General features: G+C 60.6%; 19 protein-coding genes and 1 riboswitch. Of the genes, 7 read left to right on the top strand and 12 right to left on the bottom strand.

What is annotated here, in order from left to right; genetic code table 11:
- Positions 1–10 precede the first annotated feature (10 nt).
- Both DY250_RS00520 and DY250_RS00515 read left to right on the top strand, forming a co-directional pair.
- Positions 11–619 carry a PepSY-associated TM helix domain-containing protein gene (locus DY250_RS00520; RefSeq protein WP_006985264.1) on the top strand — a complete coding sequence of 203 codons (609 nt, stop codon included), beginning with the start codon at positions 11–13 and terminating at the stop codon, positions 617–619.
- Between the two features lies 1 nt (position 620).
- The gene (locus tag DY250_RS00515; protein WP_115610451.1) at positions 621–1937 is read left to right on the top strand and encodes an NADPH cytochrome P450 oxidoreductase family protein; all 1317 of its coding nucleotides are present in this window, start codon (positions 621–623) and stop codon (positions 1935–1937) included.
- 105 nt (positions 1938–2042) lie between these two features.
- On the opposite strand, the gene DY250_RS00510 is transcribed toward DY250_RS00515, so the two are convergent.
- Genes DY250_RS00510 through DY250_RS00500 form a run of 3 tightly spaced genes read right to left on the bottom strand, consistent with a single transcriptional unit; the run spans position 2043 to position 5117 of the window.
- Positions 2043–2492, bottom strand: a complete 450-nt coding sequence (locus tag DY250_RS00510; protein WP_115610450.1) for a hotdog family protein — start codon at positions 2490–2492, stop codon at positions 2043–2045.
- Between the two features lie 27 nt (positions 2493–2519).
- A complete protein-coding gene (recN, locus tag DY250_RS00505; RefSeq protein ID WP_115610449.1) occupies positions 2520–4199 on the bottom strand; it encodes a DNA repair protein RecN in 1680 nt (559 codons plus the stop codon).
- A gap of 42 nt (positions 4200–4241) precedes the next feature.
- Positions 4242–5117 carry an NAD(+)/NADH kinase gene (locus DY250_RS00500; RefSeq protein ID WP_115610448.1) on the bottom strand — a complete coding sequence of 292 codons (876 nt, stop codon included), beginning with the start codon at positions 5115–5117 and terminating at the stop codon, positions 4242–4244.
- Positions 5118–5201: 84 nt separating this feature from the next.
- Between DY250_RS00500 and DY250_RS00495 the strand changes: the two genes are divergently transcribed.
- Positions 5202–6284: a tRNA nucleotidyltransferase/poly(A) polymerase-related protein gene (locus DY250_RS00495; RefSeq protein ID WP_115612727.1), complete on the top strand. Its 1083-nt coding sequence runs from the start codon at positions 5202–5204 to the stop codon at positions 6282–6284.
- On the opposite strand, the gene DY250_RS00490 is transcribed toward DY250_RS00495, so the two are convergent.
- The 3 genes from DY250_RS00490 to DY250_RS00480 are packed head-to-tail and all read right to left on the bottom strand — an operon-like array spanning position 6277 to position 8142.
- Positions 6277–6810 carry a hypothetical protein gene (locus DY250_RS00490; protein WP_115610447.1) on the bottom strand — a complete coding sequence of 178 codons (534 nt, stop codon included), beginning with the start codon at positions 6808–6810 and terminating at the stop codon, positions 6277–6279. The genes DY250_RS00495 and DY250_RS00490 overlap by 8 nt on opposite strands.
- A gap of 13 nt (positions 6811–6823) precedes the next feature.
- Positions 6824–7705 carry an agmatinase gene (gene speB, locus DY250_RS00485; RefSeq protein WP_115610446.1) on the bottom strand — a complete coding sequence of 294 codons (882 nt, stop codon included), beginning with the start codon at positions 7703–7705 and terminating at the stop codon, positions 6824–6826.
- Positions 7706–7716: 11 nt separating this feature from the next.
- A complete protein-coding gene (locus tag DY250_RS00480; RefSeq protein ID WP_006985273.1) occupies positions 7717–8142 on the bottom strand; it encodes a hypothetical protein in 426 nt (141 codons plus the stop codon).
- Positions 8143–8233: 91 nt separating this feature from the next.
- On the opposite strand from DY250_RS00480, the gene DY250_RS00475 reads away from it, so the two are divergent.
- On the top strand, positions 8234–8821 hold the full coding sequence (locus tag DY250_RS00475; protein WP_115610445.1) for a 4'-phosphopantetheinyl transferase family protein: 588 nt from the start codon (positions 8234–8236) through the stop codon (positions 8819–8821).
- On the opposite strand, the gene DY250_RS00470 is transcribed toward DY250_RS00475, so the two are convergent.
- The 3 genes from DY250_RS00470 to DY250_RS00460 all read right to left on the bottom strand — a co-directional run bounded on the left by DY250_RS00470 (position 8800) and on the right by DY250_RS00460 (position 11495).
- Positions 8800–9315 (bottom strand): gluconokinase, GntK/IdnK-type, encoded by a 516-nt coding sequence (locus tag DY250_RS00470; protein ID WP_115610444.1) that lies wholly within the window; start codon positions 9313–9315, stop codon positions 8800–8802. The two genes, DY250_RS00475 and DY250_RS00470, sit on opposite strands and share 22 nt — an antisense overlap.
- A gap of 7 nt (positions 9316–9322) precedes the next feature.
- On the bottom strand, positions 9323–10708 hold the full coding sequence (locus DY250_RS00465; RefSeq protein ID WP_006985277.1) for a GntP family permease: 1386 nt from the start codon (positions 10706–10708) through the stop codon (positions 9323–9325).
- Between the two features lie 481 nt (positions 10709–11189).
- Positions 11190–11495 (bottom strand): hypothetical protein, encoded by a 306-nt coding sequence (locus DY250_RS00460; RefSeq protein WP_172542115.1) that lies wholly within the window; start codon positions 11493–11495, stop codon positions 11190–11192.
- 46 nt (positions 11496–11541) lie between these two features.
- Positions 11542–11633: riboswitch (TPP riboswitch) on the top strand.
- A 35-nt stretch (positions 11634–11668) separates the two neighbouring features.
- Here DY250_RS00460 and thiD point away from each other — a divergent pair.
- The 3 genes from thiD (at position 11669) to DY250_RS00445 (ending at position 13417) form a co-directional block, all read left to right on the top strand.
- Positions 11669–12466 carry a bifunctional hydroxymethylpyrimidine kinase/phosphomethylpyrimidine kinase gene (thiD, locus tag DY250_RS00455; protein WP_115610442.1) on the top strand — a complete coding sequence of 266 codons (798 nt, stop codon included), beginning with the start codon at positions 11669–11671 and terminating at the stop codon, positions 12464–12466.
- 123 nt (positions 12467–12589) lie between these two features.
- Complete coding sequence (locus DY250_RS00450) at positions 12590–12793, top strand: glycine zipper 2TM domain-containing protein (protein ID WP_006985281.1); 204 nt, start codon at positions 12590–12592, stop codon at positions 12791–12793.
- Positions 12794–12868: 75 nt separating this feature from the next.
- Positions 12869–13417 (top strand): DNA-3-methyladenine glycosylase I, encoded by a 549-nt coding sequence (locus tag DY250_RS00445; protein WP_115610441.1) that lies wholly within the window; start codon positions 12869–12871, stop codon positions 13415–13417.
- A 65-nt stretch (positions 13418–13482) separates the two neighbouring features.
- On the opposite strand, the gene DY250_RS00440 is transcribed toward DY250_RS00445, so the two are convergent.
- The 3 genes from DY250_RS00440 to DY250_RS00430 are packed head-to-tail and all read right to left on the bottom strand — an operon-like array spanning position 13483 to position 16652.
- A complete protein-coding gene (locus DY250_RS00440; RefSeq protein ID WP_115610440.1) occupies positions 13483–14550 on the bottom strand; it encodes a hypothetical protein in 1068 nt (355 codons plus the stop codon).
- A gap of 19 nt (positions 14551–14569) precedes the next feature.
- The gene (locus DY250_RS00435; protein ID WP_115610439.1) at positions 14570–15601 is read right to left on the bottom strand and encodes a DUF1176 domain-containing protein; all 1032 of its coding nucleotides are present in this window, start codon (positions 15599–15601) and stop codon (positions 14570–14572) included.
- A 19-nt stretch (positions 15602–15620) separates the two neighbouring features.
- A complete protein-coding gene (locus tag DY250_RS00430; RefSeq protein WP_115610438.1) occupies positions 15621–16652 on the bottom strand; it encodes a DUF1176 domain-containing protein in 1032 nt (343 codons plus the stop codon).
- Between the last annotated feature and the right edge of the window lie 378 nt (positions 16653–17030).

The following is a 17030-nucleotide window of genomic DNA, read 5'->3' as shown; positions in this document are numbered from 1 at the left end:
ACATTACACTATGAACCAAACCCTCTGGCGCTGGACACGCATCATCCACTGGACCCTCGGTGCTTACATCCTGACCGCGCTGACCTTTTTCGCCGCTACCGGCTTCATGCTCAACCACAGCGCCTGGTTCGACAGCGAACCCGCCGAAACCCAATGGGAAGCCAAACTGCCGGATGACCTCACCCTGCCTGAACTCAGCGACGACCCGAACGCGCCTACCCCCGCCCTCAGCCCCGGACTTACCGCCTGGCTGGCCGGACGCAGCCCCTACCCGCTCGCCACCTACACCCTGAAAGCCGAGCCGCCGCAACTCATCCTCGAAACCCGCGCCCCCGGTAGCGAAGCCACCATCACCATTGACAGCGAAACCCGCAGCGTTGAATACAGCGGCCGCAAAAACGGCATCATCAGCCTGCTCAACAACCTGCACAAAGGCCGCCACGCACCCCACATCTGGCATCTCTTCATGGACAGCCTCGCCATCCTTACCGTCCTCGTCGCCGCAAGCGGCCTCGCCCTGCTCGCCTACTACCGCAAACAGCGCAGCAGCACCTGGCTGTGGACCACCACCGGCATCAGCATCCCGCTGATTATCATCTTCCTCAGCATCCACTACTGACATGAACCCAACCCTCGCCTACCTCCTCATCGCTGTGCAAACCCTCGCCTGGCTCCTTTGGCTGTGGCATCACCGCCCACAACAGGACACTGACGACAACAACCCGCTACTCCTCCTCTACGCCAGCCAGGGCGGCCAGGCCGAAACCCTCGCGCAAACCCTCGCTCCCCAGCTTGGCATCACCGCGCACAACCTTGACGCCTGGCACGCGCGCCACCCCCTCAAAGCCCTCAACCACAAAACCCTTATCTTCATCGCCAGCACCACCGGCGAAGGCGCGCCACCGGACAACGCTGTGCGCTTCACCCGTACCTTATGCAAGCAGACCGTGCCGCTCACCAACACCCGCTACCACCTGCTGGCACTTGGCGACAAACGTTACCCGCACTACTGCGCCTACGGCCACACCCTTGACCGCGAACTCAAGCGGCTCGGCGCCGAAGCTGCAAGCCCTATCGCCACTGTGGACAACCTTGACCCGCAAACCATCGCCTACTGGCAACAACAACTCGCTGCCGCACACGGCCTCACCATCAGTACCCCTGCCGAAGCGCCGTACCACAATGCCATCCTGCGCACGCGGATCCTGCTCAACCCCGACAGCGCCCAGCCCATCTACCACCTGCGCCTTGACTGCCCGGCCATCCCCGCCGACACCGCCCTCATCGAAATCACCATCCCGCAGCCGCACGAACAGGAAATCCGCCGCCAATACAGCGTTGCTGCCATCGCCCCGGACGGTAGCCGCGGCCTTGACCTCATCGTCCGCCTGCAAACCCACCGCGACGGCACACCCGGCCCCGGCTCAGCCTATCTCACCCAAACCCTCACCGCAGGCGATACCCTGCGCATCCGCGCCCTCACCCACCACCCTGCCGACCTGCCTGCAGAGCCGCGCCCGCTCATCCTCATCGCCAGCGGCAGCGGCCTTGCCGGTATTCTCGGCATCCTCACCCGTATGGAAGCGCACTATCCCGCCCGCGAACACGGCCTCAAACACTGGCTCATCTACGGCGAGCGTCACCCGGAGCATGACCGCATCTACGCCTCCTGCCTCGAAAAACAGCGCGAAGACGGCATCCTCGCCTGGCTTGACCGCACTTACAGCCAGGGCAACCCGCCGCAATACGCGCAGCACATCTTGGAAACCCAACAAGAGCGCCTACTCAGTCAACTGGAAGTCGGTGCCGTCATCTACATCTGCGGTAGCGCAGACAAAATCGGTACGGGAACGATAGACACCCTGCGCCAACTGCTCGGCGAAAAAACCTGCGACCACCTGACAAAAGAAGGCCGCCTGCACTTCGACACCTTCTGAATGCGCTATTACCCCGCTTGGCGCGCCCAGTAACGACGCCGCTTGACGCGAAACCCCAGTAACCACGCCGCTTGGCGGGCCGGCATTGACGCCGTCCGGCTGCCGTTATTCTCTCCCGCCGGGATGTCCGTCCGGCGGGACATAGACGTTCAGCGCCGCTTCGGCCAGCAGGGCATCGCCGTGATAGAGGCGGCAGTCGAAAATGCCGAAGCCGGTGCTGTCGCGCGTGGATTCTTGCGCCTCGACACGCAGGGTGGCAGGCAGCAGCAGGGCGCCCTGGTGCAGGCTCAGTTTGCGCGTGCCGAGCAGGTAGCCGAGACGTACAGGTTCGCCCGCATCCAGGGCCAACGCACCCGCCAAGGCACCAATGGCCTGCGCCATGATTTCGAGATAGGCCCACACGGGCAGGTGGCCGTCTTCGGCAAAGATATTGTCGTGCGTAATGTCGCTTTCGGTGCTGATGTGGTGCACGTCGTAGGCGAGGACGCGGTCGATGAGCACCATGTGGCCGCTGTGCGGCAGGAGCGGGGCGGCGGGGGCGATCGGGGTTTGCATGGGTCGTTAGCGGTTAGGCGGGTGATTTCAGTCCTGTTCAGTTACGGCGCTTTTGCGCGCCAGCATGCTGCGCGCGTGCTCGCGGCTGGTGTCGCTGTCGGCGCTGCCCAGCATCCGCGCGATTTCGATGATGCGCGCTTCGTCGTCCAGCGCGGTAACACGGGTTTGGGTTTCTTTGTCATCGCTGGTTTTTTCGATGCGGTAGTGCGCATCCGCGTAGGCGGCGACTTGCGGCAGGTGGGTGATGCACAGCACTTGCCGGCTTTTCCCCAGGGTATGCAGCAGGCGGCCGATGGTGTCGGCGACTTCGCCGCCGATGCCGCTGTCGATTTCGTCGAAGATGACGGTCGGGGTCGGTGCTTCGTCGAGGCAGGCCACTTCGATGGCGAGGCTGACGCGCGAGAGTTCGCCGCCTGAGGCAACTTTCGCCAGCGGTTGCAGGGTCTGGCCGGGGTTGGCGCAGAGGGTGTAGGTGATGTCGTCCGTACCGTGCGTGGCCGGGCGCGCGGCGGGGGCGATGTCAATGCTAAAGGTGGCTTTGTTCATGCCGAGCTGGCGGATCCAGTGTTCGACTTCGTGCGCGAGTTTGGGCGCGGCCTGCTGGCGCGCGGCGCTGAGGGCGGCGGCGCGTTCGCGGTAGGCGGTTTCGGCAGCCTGGCAGGCGGCAGCGAGTTGGCTGCCGTCTTCGTTTTCTGCGGCCAGCGCCGCGTGTTCGTCGGCGAGTTTTTGCCAGTGCGCAGGCAGGTCGGCGGGGTCGCAGTGGTGTTTGCGCGCCAGGCTGTGCAGGGCGCTCATGCGTTCTTCGACGGCGGTCAGGGCTTCTGGGTCGTGTTCGATTTTGTTCAGCTGTTTGTTGAGGGCGTCGCTGGCTTCGTCGAGGTAAACGACGGCCTGTTCGAGCAGTTCGGCAGTTTCCTGGAAGGTGTGGCTGGTGGTGGCGAGGTGGTTGGCTTCGCGCAGGGCCTGGCGCAGGGCGGTTTGCAGGTTGTGGTCGCTTTCGCTCAGTTGGGCGCTGAGCTGGCCGCCTTTGCCGAGGATTTCGTCGGCAGCGGCAAGCAGGCTTTGCCGCCCGGCCAGGGTGCTGAATTCGTCCGGCTGCGGCGCGATGTGTTCGATTTCTTCAAGCTGGTAGGCGAGCAGGGCCAGGCGTTCTTCTTGCGCGGCGCGGTTTTGTTGCCAGTCTTGTTGTTGTTTTTCGAGGCCCTGCCAGTGGCGGTAGGCTTCGGCGCAGGCGGCGAGCTGGTCGTGATGTCCGCCGTAGCGGTCGAGGCGGCGGCGCTGTTCGTCGTTTTTGAGCAGCGCCTGGTTGCTGTGCTGGCCGTGGATGTTGACGAGTGTGGCGGCGAGGGTTTTGAGTTTGGCGCCGGTAATACCGTGGTCGTTCGCCCAGGCTTTGCTGCCGCTGTCACGCAGGCTGCGGCGGATGTGGATTTGTCCGGGATTGTCGGGGTCGTCAAGGGCGTCTTCTGTCAGGGTTTGGCAGATGGCGGGGCTGAGGCGGGTAAAGGTGGCGCTGACGGTCGCGCGTTCTGCGCCGTGGCGGATGTGGCTGGCATCAGCGCGCCCGCCGAGGACGAGGCCGAGGGCGTCAATGAGGATGCTTTTGCCCGCGCCGGTTTCGCCGGTGAGGACGTTGTAGCCGGGGCGGAAGTGGATGTCGCTGTGGGCGATGATGGCGATTTGGTCAATGGTGAGTTGTTCGAGCATGGGGGGCTGGGGTAGGTAGGCGCGTGGTTATCCCGCTTGGCGTTATTTGGGCTGGCTGTCTTCGGGGGCGACGCCCCAGTTCAGTTTGGCGCGCAGGCGGTCCTGGAAGTGGTAGTCGGCGGGGTGCAGCACGGGCAGGGGGATGCCGGCGCGGATGGTGATGCGGTCTTTGGGATGCAGGCGGTGCTGTTGCTGGCCGTCGATGCTGAGGTGGGCACCGCTGCCGCAGGGGGTGATGGTGATGGGGCTGGCGGCATCGATGACGACGGGACGCTGGGTAAGGGTGTGCGGGCAGATGGGGACGACCAGGCTGACCGGCAGGCTGGGTTCGATGATGGGGCCGCCGGCGGCCAGGGCGTAGGCGGTCGAGCCGGTCGGGGTAGCGATAATGAGGCCGTCGGCGCGGTAGTGGCTGAGGTGGCGCGCGTGGGTGTACACGTCGAGTTCGATCATGCGTGCTTTGTTGCTGCGGATGACGGCGTCGTTGATGGCGGTGTGTTCGTAGCTGCCGTCGCGGGTATCCACGGTAACGTGCAGGGTGTGGCGCTCTTCGTGATGGTATGCATCGGAGAGGATGTGATCAAGTTCGCTGTCAATGTCGGCGAGGGTGAGATCGGTGAGGAAGCCGAGACGGCCAGTATGGATGCCGATAAGCGGGATTTGCCGCGCGATAAGGGCACGTCCGGCGTAGAGGAAGGTGCCGTCGCCGCCGACGACGATGCAGAGGTCCACGTCGCCCCAGGCGGCGATGGGCAGGGCGGCGGGGTCGTTTTGGTATTGCGGCGGGGCGGTGTCGCGGTCGAGGGTGTAGGTAAGGCCGCGCGCGGTGAGGGCGGCGATGAGGCGGGCAATGGTGTCATCAACGCGCACGGCGCCGTATTTGCCGACGATACCGATGTGTCGGATGTGTAGGGGCATGTTTTTTAACGGGTTGGGTTTGCCTTTATTATACGCAGTTGTTTGTTTTCTTTTGTTTTTGCGGCGCTGCCGCGGGAGGATGTGATGGAATTTTTTCTGGTCGGCGGGGCAGTGCGCGACAAGTTGCTTGGTTTGCCGGTGCTGGATCGCGATTGGGTAGTGGTCGGTGCAACAGCAGAGGCATTGCTGGCACAGGGCTTTCGCCAGGTCGGGCGGGATTTTCCGGTGTTTTTGCATCCCGATTCGGGTGAGGAATACGCGCTGGCGCGGCAGGAACGCAAATCCGGCCCAGGGCATCAGGGCTTTGCTTTTTATTTCGCGCCGGATGTGTCGCTGGAAGCGGATTTGTTGCGCCGCGATTTGTCCATCAATGCAATGGCGATGGACGCGGACGGGCGGGTGATTGACCCTTACGGCGGGCAGGCGGATTTAGCAGCTCGGCGACTGCGTCATGTTTCGCCCGCGTTCGTCGAAGACCCGCTGCGGGTGCTGCGCCTGATGCGTTTTTGGGCGCGCTTCGCGCCGCTGGGATTCGTGATTGCCGAAGAGACGCTGGATTTGTGTCGGGATATGGTGGCAGCGGGCGAATTGCGCCATTTGAGCGCGGAGCGGGTGTGGGCGGAATGCGGGAAGGCGTTAGCCTCGCCCGCACCGCAGCAGTTTTTCGCCGGTTTGCAGATGGTCGGTGCGCTGGATGTGCTGGGCATGTCGGTCAGTGACGCCCAGCTTGCGGCGATGAATGCCCGCTTGCGGGCGGCTGTCGCGGTTACCAATGCACCAGAGCAGCGCCTTGCGCGATGGTTGCAGGCGGAGGATTGCACGGCAGCGCGGACGGGCTTGCAGGAAACGCTGCCGCTGCCAAAGCGGTTTGTGTATTGGCTGGCGCTGGTAGCCACTTATGGTGCAAGCATGCAGATGTGGGCGGAACTCACCGGCGAAGCGCGCTGGGCGCTCCTGAAAGCGTGTCACAGCCTGCGCGAGGCCGGTGATGTGCTGACGCTTGCCCGTCTGATGCAGGTGGACGACGCCATATATGCCGCCATTGAAAACGCCCGCGAAAGGGTGCGGGCGTTGTTGGTGGATACGCTGGCGATGCAGTATCAGGGACCTGCCCTGGGCGCAGCCATCCGCGCGGCGCAGGTGGCCGCGTTGGCAATGATTAATTGAGATCTGCCTGCACTAATTTACGATTAAACGTATAGCTGGTGATTTTACTATCTTTAAAAACGGGGCTTTTCACAGTGAGCCGGGTTGTGGTTCTTCCGACAAGGACATCGCCTTCTTTGGTCAACAAATCAGGTACATTTTTTTGTACGCTAGTGGCAAAGGTAATATCAGCATAATCTTTGAACAGATTTTCATGATTAATGGTGTATTCGGACAGACGGTCCCATATATAACCATTTTTTTCAGGTTTTGGTTTCTGGAAATTTTTTGCTGAGGTGGCAAAGTATTCGCATGCTTCCGTTTTCCCGCCATCAACGATTTTGTATTTGTAACGGGTGTATTCATCTCTAATGTTAACCACAACATCTGGTGCCAATAAATCGCATAATGCCTGTGGATCGGCCTCACGGTTAAAGTTGACTTGTTCAACTACCCATGGGCGCATATAGGCATCATTGAATGTCTGGTAATTGTGAAAGAGATAGGCAGCAAGGCCCAAAACAATCAGTATCAGGACATGAATCATCGTTATTCCTTAATCAAAGTTTCCCCAAGGAATGGGCGGTAATGCCCATCATTTTATAAGCCAGATCGGCGGCAGTGAAATCGTACACATGCAGATCGCGAATTGGCGCAAATTCTACCAAATCCAGCCCGACTACCTGTCGTTGCCGGGCGATACTGTTCAGTAAATCCAGCAATTGCCACCAGCCAAGCCCTCCCGGCACCGGAGTGCCGGTCGCAGGCATCAGGGCGCTGTCCAGCCCGTCAATATCGACAGTGATGTAAATCTTCTGCGGGAAGCTTTCCGGCAGGCGCAGGTCATGCTGCGGCGGGCGGCAGATAACGCGCGCATCGTGAGCAGTAATTTGCGCCGGAAATTCGTGACGCACCGCCTGTTCATCCAGACTGAGCGCACGCACACCAATCTGGCACAGTGGCAGACCTTCGTCCACCAGGCGCTTCATTACGCAGGCGTGACTCCAGATGCTGCCTTCGTAGTTTTCACGCAGATCGGCATGGGCATCAAACTGCACCACGCCGATGCGTTCGCCGGGAAAGGCGTCAACGACACCCATCACTGCTCCATAACTCACGGTATGTTCGCCGCCCAGCACGAACGGCAGGCTGCCGCTTTCAGCGGTGGCACGGGTGCGCCCACGGATACGTTGCAGAATATCGCCCGCCTCGCCCCGGCAATCCACCGCTTCCTGCGTGTAAATGCCCAAGCGGCAGGGTTCGCCGTGCAACTGGTCGTAAGTTTCGAGCTGGTTGGAGGCTTCGATGATAGCCGCCGGGCCTTCCGCCGTGCCGCCACCGTAGCTGACGGTCTTTTCATACGGTACGGGTATTACATGAAACAGTGCGTCATCCGGCGCAGGTTGACGGATTTCCGAGCCGAGGAAGATACGCTCTGCCATAGATCCCCCGCTTAACGCGCCAAATCGCCTTTCAGGGCGACACCGGCTATTACCCCACCAGCATGACATTCATATTGGGTTGTACTCGAATAAGGTGATTTACGGTAATAGCTAATGAGGTTAATGACCTTTGTTGCACCAGCATCACGTGCGGATTGCTGGAACTGTTTGACCGCAGAGACAAAGGCACGAATACAGGCTTCCTCGTCACTTTTATTGGCGGCATTGGTTTTTTTATTACTAACCAGCCCTTTGCGCAGGATATCGCCATTACCTTTAGCGAACTCTATTTTAATATCCGGGTCAAGGGTTTCCTTGGCGAGTGGCGAATTCATCGCATCAGAAATCAAGAAATTATGTTTGGTATCACGGCCACAGCCAGTAATTAATAATGCGGCGCTAAAACAGATAGCGGCCATTTTTATGGAAGTTTTCATGTAAAATCCTTGTGTTAACGAAGATGACGGCTCGAAATACAGGCTGCATTTCAACTTATCGTCATTGTAACCAAAGCCTTACTGATTGCCAATGTTCGCCCCTGTCCTCTACTACACCGCGCCGCAAGACGCTGCTTACTCTCCGGATCAGCTGGACGACGGCGATCGCACCCGCCTGCAACATGCCCCGCAACTGGAACAGCGCGCTGACTGGCGCAGCAGCCGCGCCCTCAAACAATTGCTGCCGCAGCCGCGTCCGCCATACAGCCTCGCCCACAAAAAAGGGCACGCTGTGCTGCTCACAGGCGCGCCCGTCGTTGGCGTCGATATGGAAGCTTTATGGCCGCGTGATTTCACCGCCCTTTTGCCGTGGTTCGCGAATCCGGCGGAACAGCGCTGGTTCGGCACGCAACCTGACCCGGCTCTCGCTTTCTATCACTTGTGGACATTTAAAGAGGCGCTCTTGAAAGCATTGCATGCCGATTTTGCCGATTTGCCACGCCTTACGGCAGACACGCCAGCCCCAGCGGGGATGCGCTGGCAACGTCATGCCTGGCTGCTGGCAGGAGAGTGGCTGGTCAGCGCCGTACTGGCAGCGCCCACGCCCTTGCCGCCGCCGCGCATCATCGGCACGGCAGACGTGCAGCATTTGCCCGCCTACACCGCCACATGCGCCTGAATCCAGGCCAGCATATCCGCTTGCACCGCCTGCGCATCGCCAGCATTGTCGATGCGCACGCCGTGCTCATCGGCCTGTAATACTTCAAGAATGGCCAACTGCGAATCAAGCATGTCGGCTTTCATGTAATGCCCTTGCCGTGCCAGCATCCGTTCCAGGTTGACCGCCTGCGGTGGCGCCAGATGGATGAAGATTACCTCGCCCGTCGCCTCGCGCAGAATGTCGCGATACTGCCGCTTCAATGCGGAACAGGTGACGACGCTGACCGCCGCCCCCTGTTTGGCTTGCGCTGTCATCCAGTCGCGCAGATTGCGCAGCCACGGATAGCGGTCTTCATCGGTCAGCGGTATCCCCGCCCCCATCTTGTCGCGGTTCTCTTGGGTGTGAAAATCGTCGCCCTCGGCATAAGGACATTGAAAATGCGCTTGTATGGCGCAGGCAGCGGTTGTCTTACCGCAACCGCAAACCCCCATAATGACGAAATGCACGGTCATAACCACCTCATAATAAAGAGAACGCCAGCGCCGACAGGGCAAAGCCGATGACGGCAATCAGCGCCTGGTTGACCGTCCAGGTTTTCAGCGTCGTCGGCACATCCATATCGAGCAGGCGCCCGACCAGCCAGAAACCGGAATCGTTGACATGGCTGGCAAAGACCGAGCCGGAAGCGGTGGCCAGCACGATGGCGGCGAGCTGCCAGTCGTTATAACCGGCAGACGCGACCGCAGGCGCCATCAGGGCGGCGGCCGTGGTCAGCGCTACCGTGGCCGACCCCTGGGCGACACGCAGCACCAGCGCGACCAGAAAACAGCCGGCGATCACGGAAATACCCATATGCGCCATGCCGTCCGCCAGCGCCTTGCCAATGCCGGAGGCACGCAGCACGCCGCCGAACATCCCGCCGGCACCGGTAATCAGGATGACCGAGCAGACCGGCCCAAGTGCGCCATCCACTGTCTTTTCCAGTGCCGAGGCGTGTTCGCCACGTTTGCGTCCCAGTACGAACAGAGCCACCAGCACCGAGATCAGAAGCGCAATCGGCGTCGCTCCGAGCATTCTCAGCAGCTTGACCCAGGTGGCATCGGCGCTGACGACTTTTTGGCTGATTAACGTCATGAGGCCGGTATTGAGGAAAATCAGCACCATGGGAATCAGCATGATGCCGATGACCGTGCCCGCCGACGCAGGTGCACGTGGCGTATCCGTATCACGCTTGCCGCCGCTCAGAAAATCCGGCACCGGCACATGAAAATGCCGCCCCAAAAACTGCCCCAGCAAATAACCGCTGAAATACCAGGTAATCACGGCGATCGGCAAGCCAAGCAGCAGTACATGGCCGATATTGGCACCATAATATTCGCCGGCGGCAATTGGCCCCGGATGCGGCGGCAGGAATACATGCATCACCGAAAAAGCGCCGATGGAGGCCAAGCCATACGGCAACACCGGCTCATTCATGCGGCGCGCGGTAGCAAATACAATTGGCAGCATGACCACCAACCCAGCATCGAAGAAAATCGGAAAACCAAAAATCAGCGAAGCGACGCCGAGAGCAAAAGCCGCCCGCTTCTCGCCAAAAAGACGCACCAGCGCATCCGCGAGCGACTGTGCGCCACCGGACGTTTCCACCAGCCGCCCCAGCATGGCACCAAGACCGACCAGAATCGCCACACTGCCCAGCGTGCCGCCGAAATTCTTGATCAGCACCTGATCAACAATGGCTTCCAGCGGCAGCCCGGCGACGATGGCCGTCAGCAAGCTGACCAGCACCAGGGTAAGCAACGCGTGCACACGGAAGCGGATGATCATCACCAAAATCAGCAGGATTGCACCGGCGGCGATGGCCAGCAGCGAGCCTGCACCCAGAGACTGTGTCCAGTTATCCATCAATATCTCCCTCTCTCAAATACGACGGTTTGGGTGCCCTCTACCAGATACACGGCAAACAACACACCATCCACGGATATTCCCGTGCATTTCACGGTAAATCCATCACCATCATATAGAGGAACGTACCCGGCTGCACGATAAAATCGTGCCGCTATCCCGACTCGCAGGCAAATCGACCTGCCTGATGGATCGCCCCTGCGTGTATCGCGCAAGCCCAGGATTTATCCCGCTTGGCCATAGATATCTACCCATCTCCACCCCAAACAACCCATGCGGCCCCCTTATTTCTTCCGGTGTCATAAACTCCAATAATTCCTGTGCTGACAACAGATTAAGCATCCCTCCCAGAAGCGCAGGGGCGGTAATCTCACGCCCCTTCTTCGTCTGTCGGCCCGATAGCCGCATCAGAAACTCACACAGCCGCTGCCCTGCTTCGCTCCGGTCACTTTGCAGCCGCCACACCTGCAGGCAGCCGGCTCTACCCCACAATCAGCAACCGCTTGCAAATCCTTTCTCCCGTCTCCTGCTGCCAGCCCTCCACCCGGTAGCCCGCGCTCTTCAACAGTTTGCAGTAGCTCTCTATCCGCCAGCGGTAGTCGTCATACTGTGCCGCTTTCCGCGCCGTAATTTCCGTATTCGTCAGCAGTATCCACGGCGCCATCGTCTTCCCCGCCGTCTTCAACCGCACGCAGTTCATTTTTGCTTTCAGCGGGGTATGCCGCCCTTTGCCCCGCTTGGCGACCTCGGCAACTACGTCGCCTGACCAGAATCTTGTTGAGCACAAAATGGAGGCGAAAGAACAAAGACGGCGTGCTGCCCGATATAATCCGCTCCGCTTGTCGGGGTGTTCCTATGGAACTGAGAAATACCCGTAGAACCTGAAACGGTTAGCGCCGTCGGAGGGAACAAGGTTCACGCCGGTTCCCGTTTACTCATCGCAACAGCAAGGGAATCCATATGCCCACTTCCATCGCCCTCACCATTGCCGGCTCCGATTCCGGCGGCGGCGCCGGCATCCAGGCCGATCTCAAAACCTTTTCCGCCCTCAGTGTTTATGGCGCCTCCGTCATCACCGCCGTTACTGCGCAGAACACCCGCGCCGTCACCGCCGTCGAGGCCGTCAGTCCCGCCCTCATCCGCGCCCAAATCGAAGCCGTTTTCGCCGACCTGCCGCCGCAAGCGGTAAAAACAGGGATGCTGGGCGACAGCCAAACCATCTGTACCGTCGCCGACAGCCTCGCCGCCGTCGCCCTGCCGTATCTCGTCATCGACCCGGTGATGGTCGCGAAAAGCGGCGACAAACTGCTCGCCGATGCCGCCATCGCCACCCTGCGTGAGCGTCTCATCCCCCTTGCCACCCTGATAACCCCCAACCTGCCCGAAGCGGGCGAATTGCTTGGCCGTCCCGTCACCACGCGTGACGATATGCCGCAAGCCGCTGCCGATCTGCTCGCCCTCGGCTGCCACGCCGTGCTGCTCAAAGGCGGGCACCTCGCCGGCGATGCCAGCGACGACCTGCTCCTTACCACCGGCGGTGCCACCTGGCTTCCCGCCGCACGTCATCCGGGCAAAAACACGCATGGCACCGGCTGCACCCTGTCGGCTGCCATCACCGCCGGCCTCGCACGCGGCCTGGCGCTCGTTGACGCTGTGCATGCAGCGAAGGACTACATCGGTGCCGCCATTGCCGCTGCCGACCACCTGCATGTCGGCAGCGGGCACGGGCCACTGCACCATTTCCACCGCTGGTGGTGATGCGTCAAACCGGCAGCGGCCGCTTTGCGGAAACGTAAGGCACCGTTCAGATTTACGCGGGTGCCGCTGTGCGATACTGAATACGCACACCATGTGCATCCGCACTTACACAGGGAGACATCCATGAAATCCGTACTGAACAAAAGCATTCTTGCCCTCGCCCTGCTCGCCTCGCTGACCGCGTGCAGCAGCCTGACCCCGGCCCAGCGCAATACCGCAATCGGTGCCGCTGTCGGCGGTGCCGCCGGCAGCATGCTCGGCGGCGATACCGGCGCTATTCTCGGTGGTGCCGCGCTGGGCGGCGTCATCGGCAGCCAGATCCACTGAGCGGTACCCGCCACAAATCCGGGGCGCGCTGCGGCGCGCCCTTTGTTTCTACCTTTCGGTAATCTTACCCGGCCGATGCACTACTGCGACTACACCGCGACCCTGCCACCTGATAACCCGCACCGCCGCTACCATGACCACGAATACGGCTACCCTATCGCCGAAGATGACCGCCTCTTCGAACGTCTCGTTTTTGAAATCAATCAGGCGGGCTTGAGCTGGACGACCATCCTCAACAAGGCGGACAACCTGCGCCGCGCCTACGACCATTTCGCTATTGAGCGCGTCGCCGCCTACGGTGAGGCCGACGTCGCCCGCCTGCTCGCAGACGCCGGCATCATCCGCAACCGCCGCAAAATCGAGGCCACTATCCACAATGCCCGCGTTATCTGCGGGCTACAGGCGGCACACGGCAGTTTCCGTGCCTGGCTGGACGCACAGGAATGTCCAGACAAAGCTGCCTGGGTCAAACTGTTCAAAAAAACTTTCAACTTCACCGGTGGCGAAATCACTGGCGAATTTCTGATGAGCTGCGGCTACCTCGCAGGCGCGCACCGCCGCGACTGCCCGGTGTACGGCAAAATCCTCGCTGTCCGCCCGCGTTGGCTGACAGGCGGCAGATAAAGGCGGTTTGCCCAAATAAAAAGGGTGGACAGTATCGTCCACCCTTTGTTATTGGCGTTTATCGCTCAGCCCGCCAGCGGGTGCAGCCCGTCGATACTGGGGGCATCTCCTTTGCTGTAATCAAGCAGCAGCCAGCCGAGGGTGCCGTCTGCCGTTTTGATGAGCAGGCGGGTTTCGGTGCAGATGGGGGTGTTTTCGTCACCGATGCGGGCGCTGGCCGGGCAGTTGTAGCCGGCATCTGCCAGCAGCAGGGTGAGTTTGTCGCCCGCTTTCAGGGTCGCCACTTTTTTGCCGCTGTCGTCAGTCAGCGTCAGGGTGGCGTTTTTATTTTCGTAGCCGCCGTGGTAGGTGCTGTCGAGACCGAGGTAGTAATACGGTTGGGCGATTTCTTTGAAGGCTTTGCCGTCAAGCGCCCATTTTTGCCGCTTGCGGTAGTAGCTGCTGCCGCTGTCGTCGTCATCGGTGTATATGTAGCCGTTGCCGGGGAGGTAGTAATCCCGCCCTCTCAGGGCAGGGGCGCCGGTACGGGCAGCGTTGGCGTGCTGGAAGAGGCAGTAGTAGTCATCGCTCATGCCGGTCGAGCAGTCGATGCGGTAGGTGGCTCCGCCTGCTTTGAGGGCGGTGTCAAGCAGGTGGTCATAAATTTCATGGTAAGGGGTGGCCTCTTCGGGTTTGCCCTCAGGCGGGGTGCCCTGGTGCTGTTTGCCGTTTTCATCAAGGTAGTAGGTTTCCCGCGTGGCTTTGCCAAGTGTTGGCAGGTAGTGCAGGTTGAAAAGCGATGTTTCGCCCTCGCGCAGTTCGCTTTTTTCCAGGGCGGGGAAGTCGTCGTTGTCGTCTGCGGCGGTGACGGGTTGCGCCCAGCCGGTAAGGCCGAAGTGGTTGGCAACGAGGGTGTGGCCTTTGCCGTCGCTGATGAGCGCGGTGGCTTTGCCGCCTTGCGGGATGATGGCGACGGTCGCGCCGCCTTCAGGCTTGAGGGTGAGGGCAAGCGGCGCGGTGGTTTTGCTTTCTTTGCCAATATAGGTCAGCACACCGTCTTTGCCGGCGGGGATGTTGTCAGCCAGCGGCAGGGGAGCTGCGGCGGCAGTTGTGATGGCAAGGATGAGGGCAAGGGTCAGGGGTTTGCGGATCATGGTTTTTTCCTTTTATGGGTTAGGGTTTTTGCACGGTGGTGAGGCGGGTCGGCAGCTCCCAGGCTCCGCCCGGGAAGTTTTTGCATTGGCCGCTGCCCGCGCTGTAAGTGGTAACGAAGCGCTTGCCGTCCCAGGTGTGGCGGGTGATACCGAGGCAGTCACCAAGGCCGCGTCCGCGTCCGCCGCTTTCGATGGTGCCGTCCTGGTAGTCGTAGCCGTCTTCGATGTCCACGGCGGCGGTCAGGGTTTTCAGGTCGGGGCTGAGGATGGCGTAGTAGTTGGCGCTGTTGTAGGCGGCGAGCCAGCAGGAAGTTTCGGCGAGGGTGTGGCTGCTGTCAAGCGGATAGAGGGTGATGTCGTTCTCGCCTTCATTGATACGGTCACAGTCCTCCCCCGCTCTTTCGGCGAGCAGGCGGCGCAGGGCGCTATATTCGGCGTCCCCTGCTTTCAGGACACGCGGCGGGGTGCCCGGCACGGCAGCGGCATGGATGACGGGTTTGGCAGCCGGGGCGGGGATGGTTTTTTTGTCGTTACCGCGTTTGACAAGGGCGGTCGGGGTGCCGACCCGGCCCTGATATTCGTCCATTTTCAGCAGCACGGCGGTGGCGCCTTCGTTGGAGAGGGTCCAAGTGGCTTTATCGGTGCGGAAGGTGATTTTGCCGCTACCGGCGACGGCTTTGCTGACGGCTTCGCTCTGGGCGGGACTGAGGCGGGCTTTCGGCGCGGCGCCATCGCCGCTGAGGGTGATTTCGCCCAGGTTTTTATCGTTGAGGTAGAGGCTGCCTTTGAGCGGTTGCGGGGCTTTGTCGTCCCAGTTGAGGTCGGTCACGGCGATTTCACTGCTCACTGCGGCATCCGCTCCAGCGTCGCGCACGAGGAGGAGGGAGATGGAAAGGTCTTCGCCATCTGCCTGGTAGCCGGCAGCGCGGCAGGTGCCGGTGTTGTCGCAGGCGATTTCCCAGTCTTTGTGGTCAAAGTAGCTGCCGCCCTCGTCGAAGGCGAGGGCAGCAAGCGGCAGCGCCGCGAGGAGGGTGAGGGGTTTGCGGATCATGGTGTTTTCCTCTTATGGGTCAGGGTTTTTGCAGGGTGGTAACACGGATCGGCAGCTCCCAGGCTCCGCCCGGGAAGCCTTTGCATTGGCCGCTGCCTGCTTTATAGGTGAGAACGAAGCGCTTGCCGTCCCAGGTGTCGTGGGTGGTAAAGAGACAGTCACCAATGCCGCGCTTGCGTCCGCCACCTTCGATAGTACCGTCGCTGTAATCGTAGCCTTCGGCGTCCACGCTAGCGGTGATGGTTTTCAGGTCGGGGCTGAGGATGGCGTAGTAGTTGGCACTGTTGTAGGCGGCGACCCAGCAGCTTGTTTCGACGAGGATGCGGCTGCTGTCGAGCGGGTAGAGAGTGATGTTGTTCTCGCTTTCGCTGAGGTCGATGCATTCGTCCCCGGCCTTTTCGGCAAGCAGGTAGCGCAGGGCGCTATATTCGCCGTCCCCTGCTTTCAGGACGCGCGGCGGGGTGTCCGGTACGGCAGCGGCATGGATGACGGGTTTGGCAGCCGGGGCGGGAATGGTTTTTTTGTCGTTACCGCGTTTGACGAGGGCGGTCGGAGTGCCGACCCGGCCCTGATATTCGTCCATTTTCAGCAGCACGGCGGTGGCGCCTTCGTTGGAGAGGGTCCAGGTGGCTTTATCGGTGCGGAAGGTGATTTTGCCGCTACCGGCAACGGCTTTGCTGACGGCCTTGGCCTGGGCGGGACTGAGGCGGCCTTTCGGCACGACGAAGTCATCGCTGCTGAAGGTGATTTTTCCGAGGTTTTTGCCATCAAGGTAGAGGTGGCCGCTGAGCGGTTGCCGGTTTTTTTCGTCCCCGTTGCGGTCAATAACGGTGATTTCGCCAGTAATGGCAGCATCCGCCCCTGCGTCGCGCATGAGGAGGATGGAGATGGCGTTTTCGTCCTCGTCAGCCTGGTAGCCGGCAGCACGACAGGTACCGGTGTTGTCGCAGGCGATTTCCCAGTCTTTGTGGTCAAAGTAGCTGCCATTGTCATTGAAGGCAAGGGCGGCAAACGGCAGGACAGCGAGGAAGGTGAGGGGTTTACGGGTCATGTCGGGCTCCGGTTGTGATGTGAAAAGAGACGCGGTGGGGCGGCTCTCAGCGGCGGATGTTATACCAATCCCGGAAAATAATCTGAATGCGTTGGCGCGTCTGGTCACCCCTAAAAAATCGCGCAGTGATTTTCATGGAAACCCGCGCCGTACGATCTTCGACTCGCCACCTTATCTCAGTTCTATTTGAACGACTATACGGATTAACATCCCATATGCAACGAAAAAACGCCTCCGTGGACGTCTGGCGGAGCCTGTATTTACGCCGCTTGACGGTTACCAAAAAGCGAATGCGCAATTTGCATAAAAAGGGCGGACTTTACGTCCACCCTTTATCTGCTTGTGAATATAGTAAAATATATAGAGAATAGCAGCCTG

It is taken from the genome of Cardiobacterium valvarum (assembly GCF_900460955.1).
In the GTDB taxonomy this organism is placed as follows: Bacteria; Pseudomonadota; Gammaproteobacteria; order Cardiobacteriales; family Cardiobacteriaceae; genus Cardiobacterium; species Cardiobacterium valvarum.
Note: the sequence above shows the minus strand (reverse complement) of the source record. Positions and strands in the feature narration are given on the sequence as shown.

Bases quoted from the DNA above. Each gene is read 5' to 3' on its own strand.
- DY250_RS00450 (WP_006985281.1), top strand. From the start codon at position 12,590: ATGAAATCCGTACTGAACAAAAGCATTCTTGCCCTCGCCCTGCTCGCC.
- DY250_RS00480 (WP_006985273.1), bottom strand. From the start codon at position 8,142: ATGAAAACTTCCATAAAAATGGCCGCTATCTGTTTTAGCGCCGCATTA.
- DY250_RS00515 (WP_115610451.1), top strand. From the start codon at position 621: ATGAACCCAACCCTCGCCTACCTCCTCATCGCTGTGCAAACCCTCGCC.
- DY250_RS00490 (WP_115610447.1), bottom strand. From the start codon at position 6,810: ATGATTCATGTCCTGATACTGATTGTTTTGGGCCTTGCTGCCTATCTC.
- DY250_RS00510 (WP_115610450.1), bottom strand. From the start codon at position 2,492: ATGCAAACCCCGATCGCCCCCGCCGCCCCGCTCCTGCCGCACAGCGGC.
- DY250_RS00445 (WP_115610441.1), top strand. From the start codon at position 12,869: ATGCACTACTGCGACTACACCGCGACCCTGCCACCTGATAACCCGCAC.
- DY250_RS00435 (WP_115610439.1), bottom strand. From the start codon at position 15,601: ATGATCCGCAAACCCCTCACCCTCCTCGCGGCGCTGCCGCTTGCTGCC.
- DY250_RS00430 (WP_115610438.1), bottom strand. From the start codon at position 16,652: ATGACCCGTAAACCCCTCACCTTCCTCGCTGTCCTGCCGTTTGCCGCC.
- DY250_RS00475 (WP_115610445.1), top strand. From the start codon at position 8,234: ATGTTCGCCCCTGTCCTCTACTACACCGCGCCGCAAGACGCTGCTTAC.
- thiD (WP_115610442.1), top strand. From the start codon at position 11,669: ATGCCCACTTCCATCGCCCTCACCATTGCCGGCTCCGATTCCGGCGGC.
- recN (WP_115610449.1), bottom strand. From the start codon at position 4,199: ATGCTCGAACAACTCACCATTGACCAAATCGCCATCATCGCCCACAGC.
- speB (WP_115610446.1), bottom strand. From the start codon at position 7,705: ATGGCAGAGCGTATCTTCCTCGGCTCGGAAATCCGTCAACCTGCGCCG.
- DY250_RS00470 (WP_115610444.1), bottom strand. From the start codon at position 9,315: ATGACCGTGCATTTCGTCATTATGGGGGTTTGCGGTTGCGGTAAGACA.
- DY250_RS00500 (WP_115610448.1), bottom strand. From the start codon at position 5,117: ATGCCCCTACACATCCGACACATCGGTATCGTCGGCAAATACGGCGCC.
- DY250_RS00495 (WP_115612727.1), top strand. From the start codon at position 5,202: ATGGAATTTTTTCTGGTCGGCGGGGCAGTGCGCGACAAGTTGCTTGGT.
- DY250_RS00440 (WP_115610440.1), bottom strand. From the start codon at position 14,550: ATGATCCGCAAACCCCTGACCCTTGCCCTCATCCTTGCCATCACAACT.
- DY250_RS00520 (WP_006985264.1), top strand. From the start codon at position 11: ATGAACCAAACCCTCTGGCGCTGGACACGCATCATCCACTGGACCCTC.
- DY250_RS00465 (WP_006985277.1), bottom strand. From the start codon at position 10,708: ATGGATAACTGGACACAGTCTCTGGGTGCAGGCTCGCTGCTGGCCATC.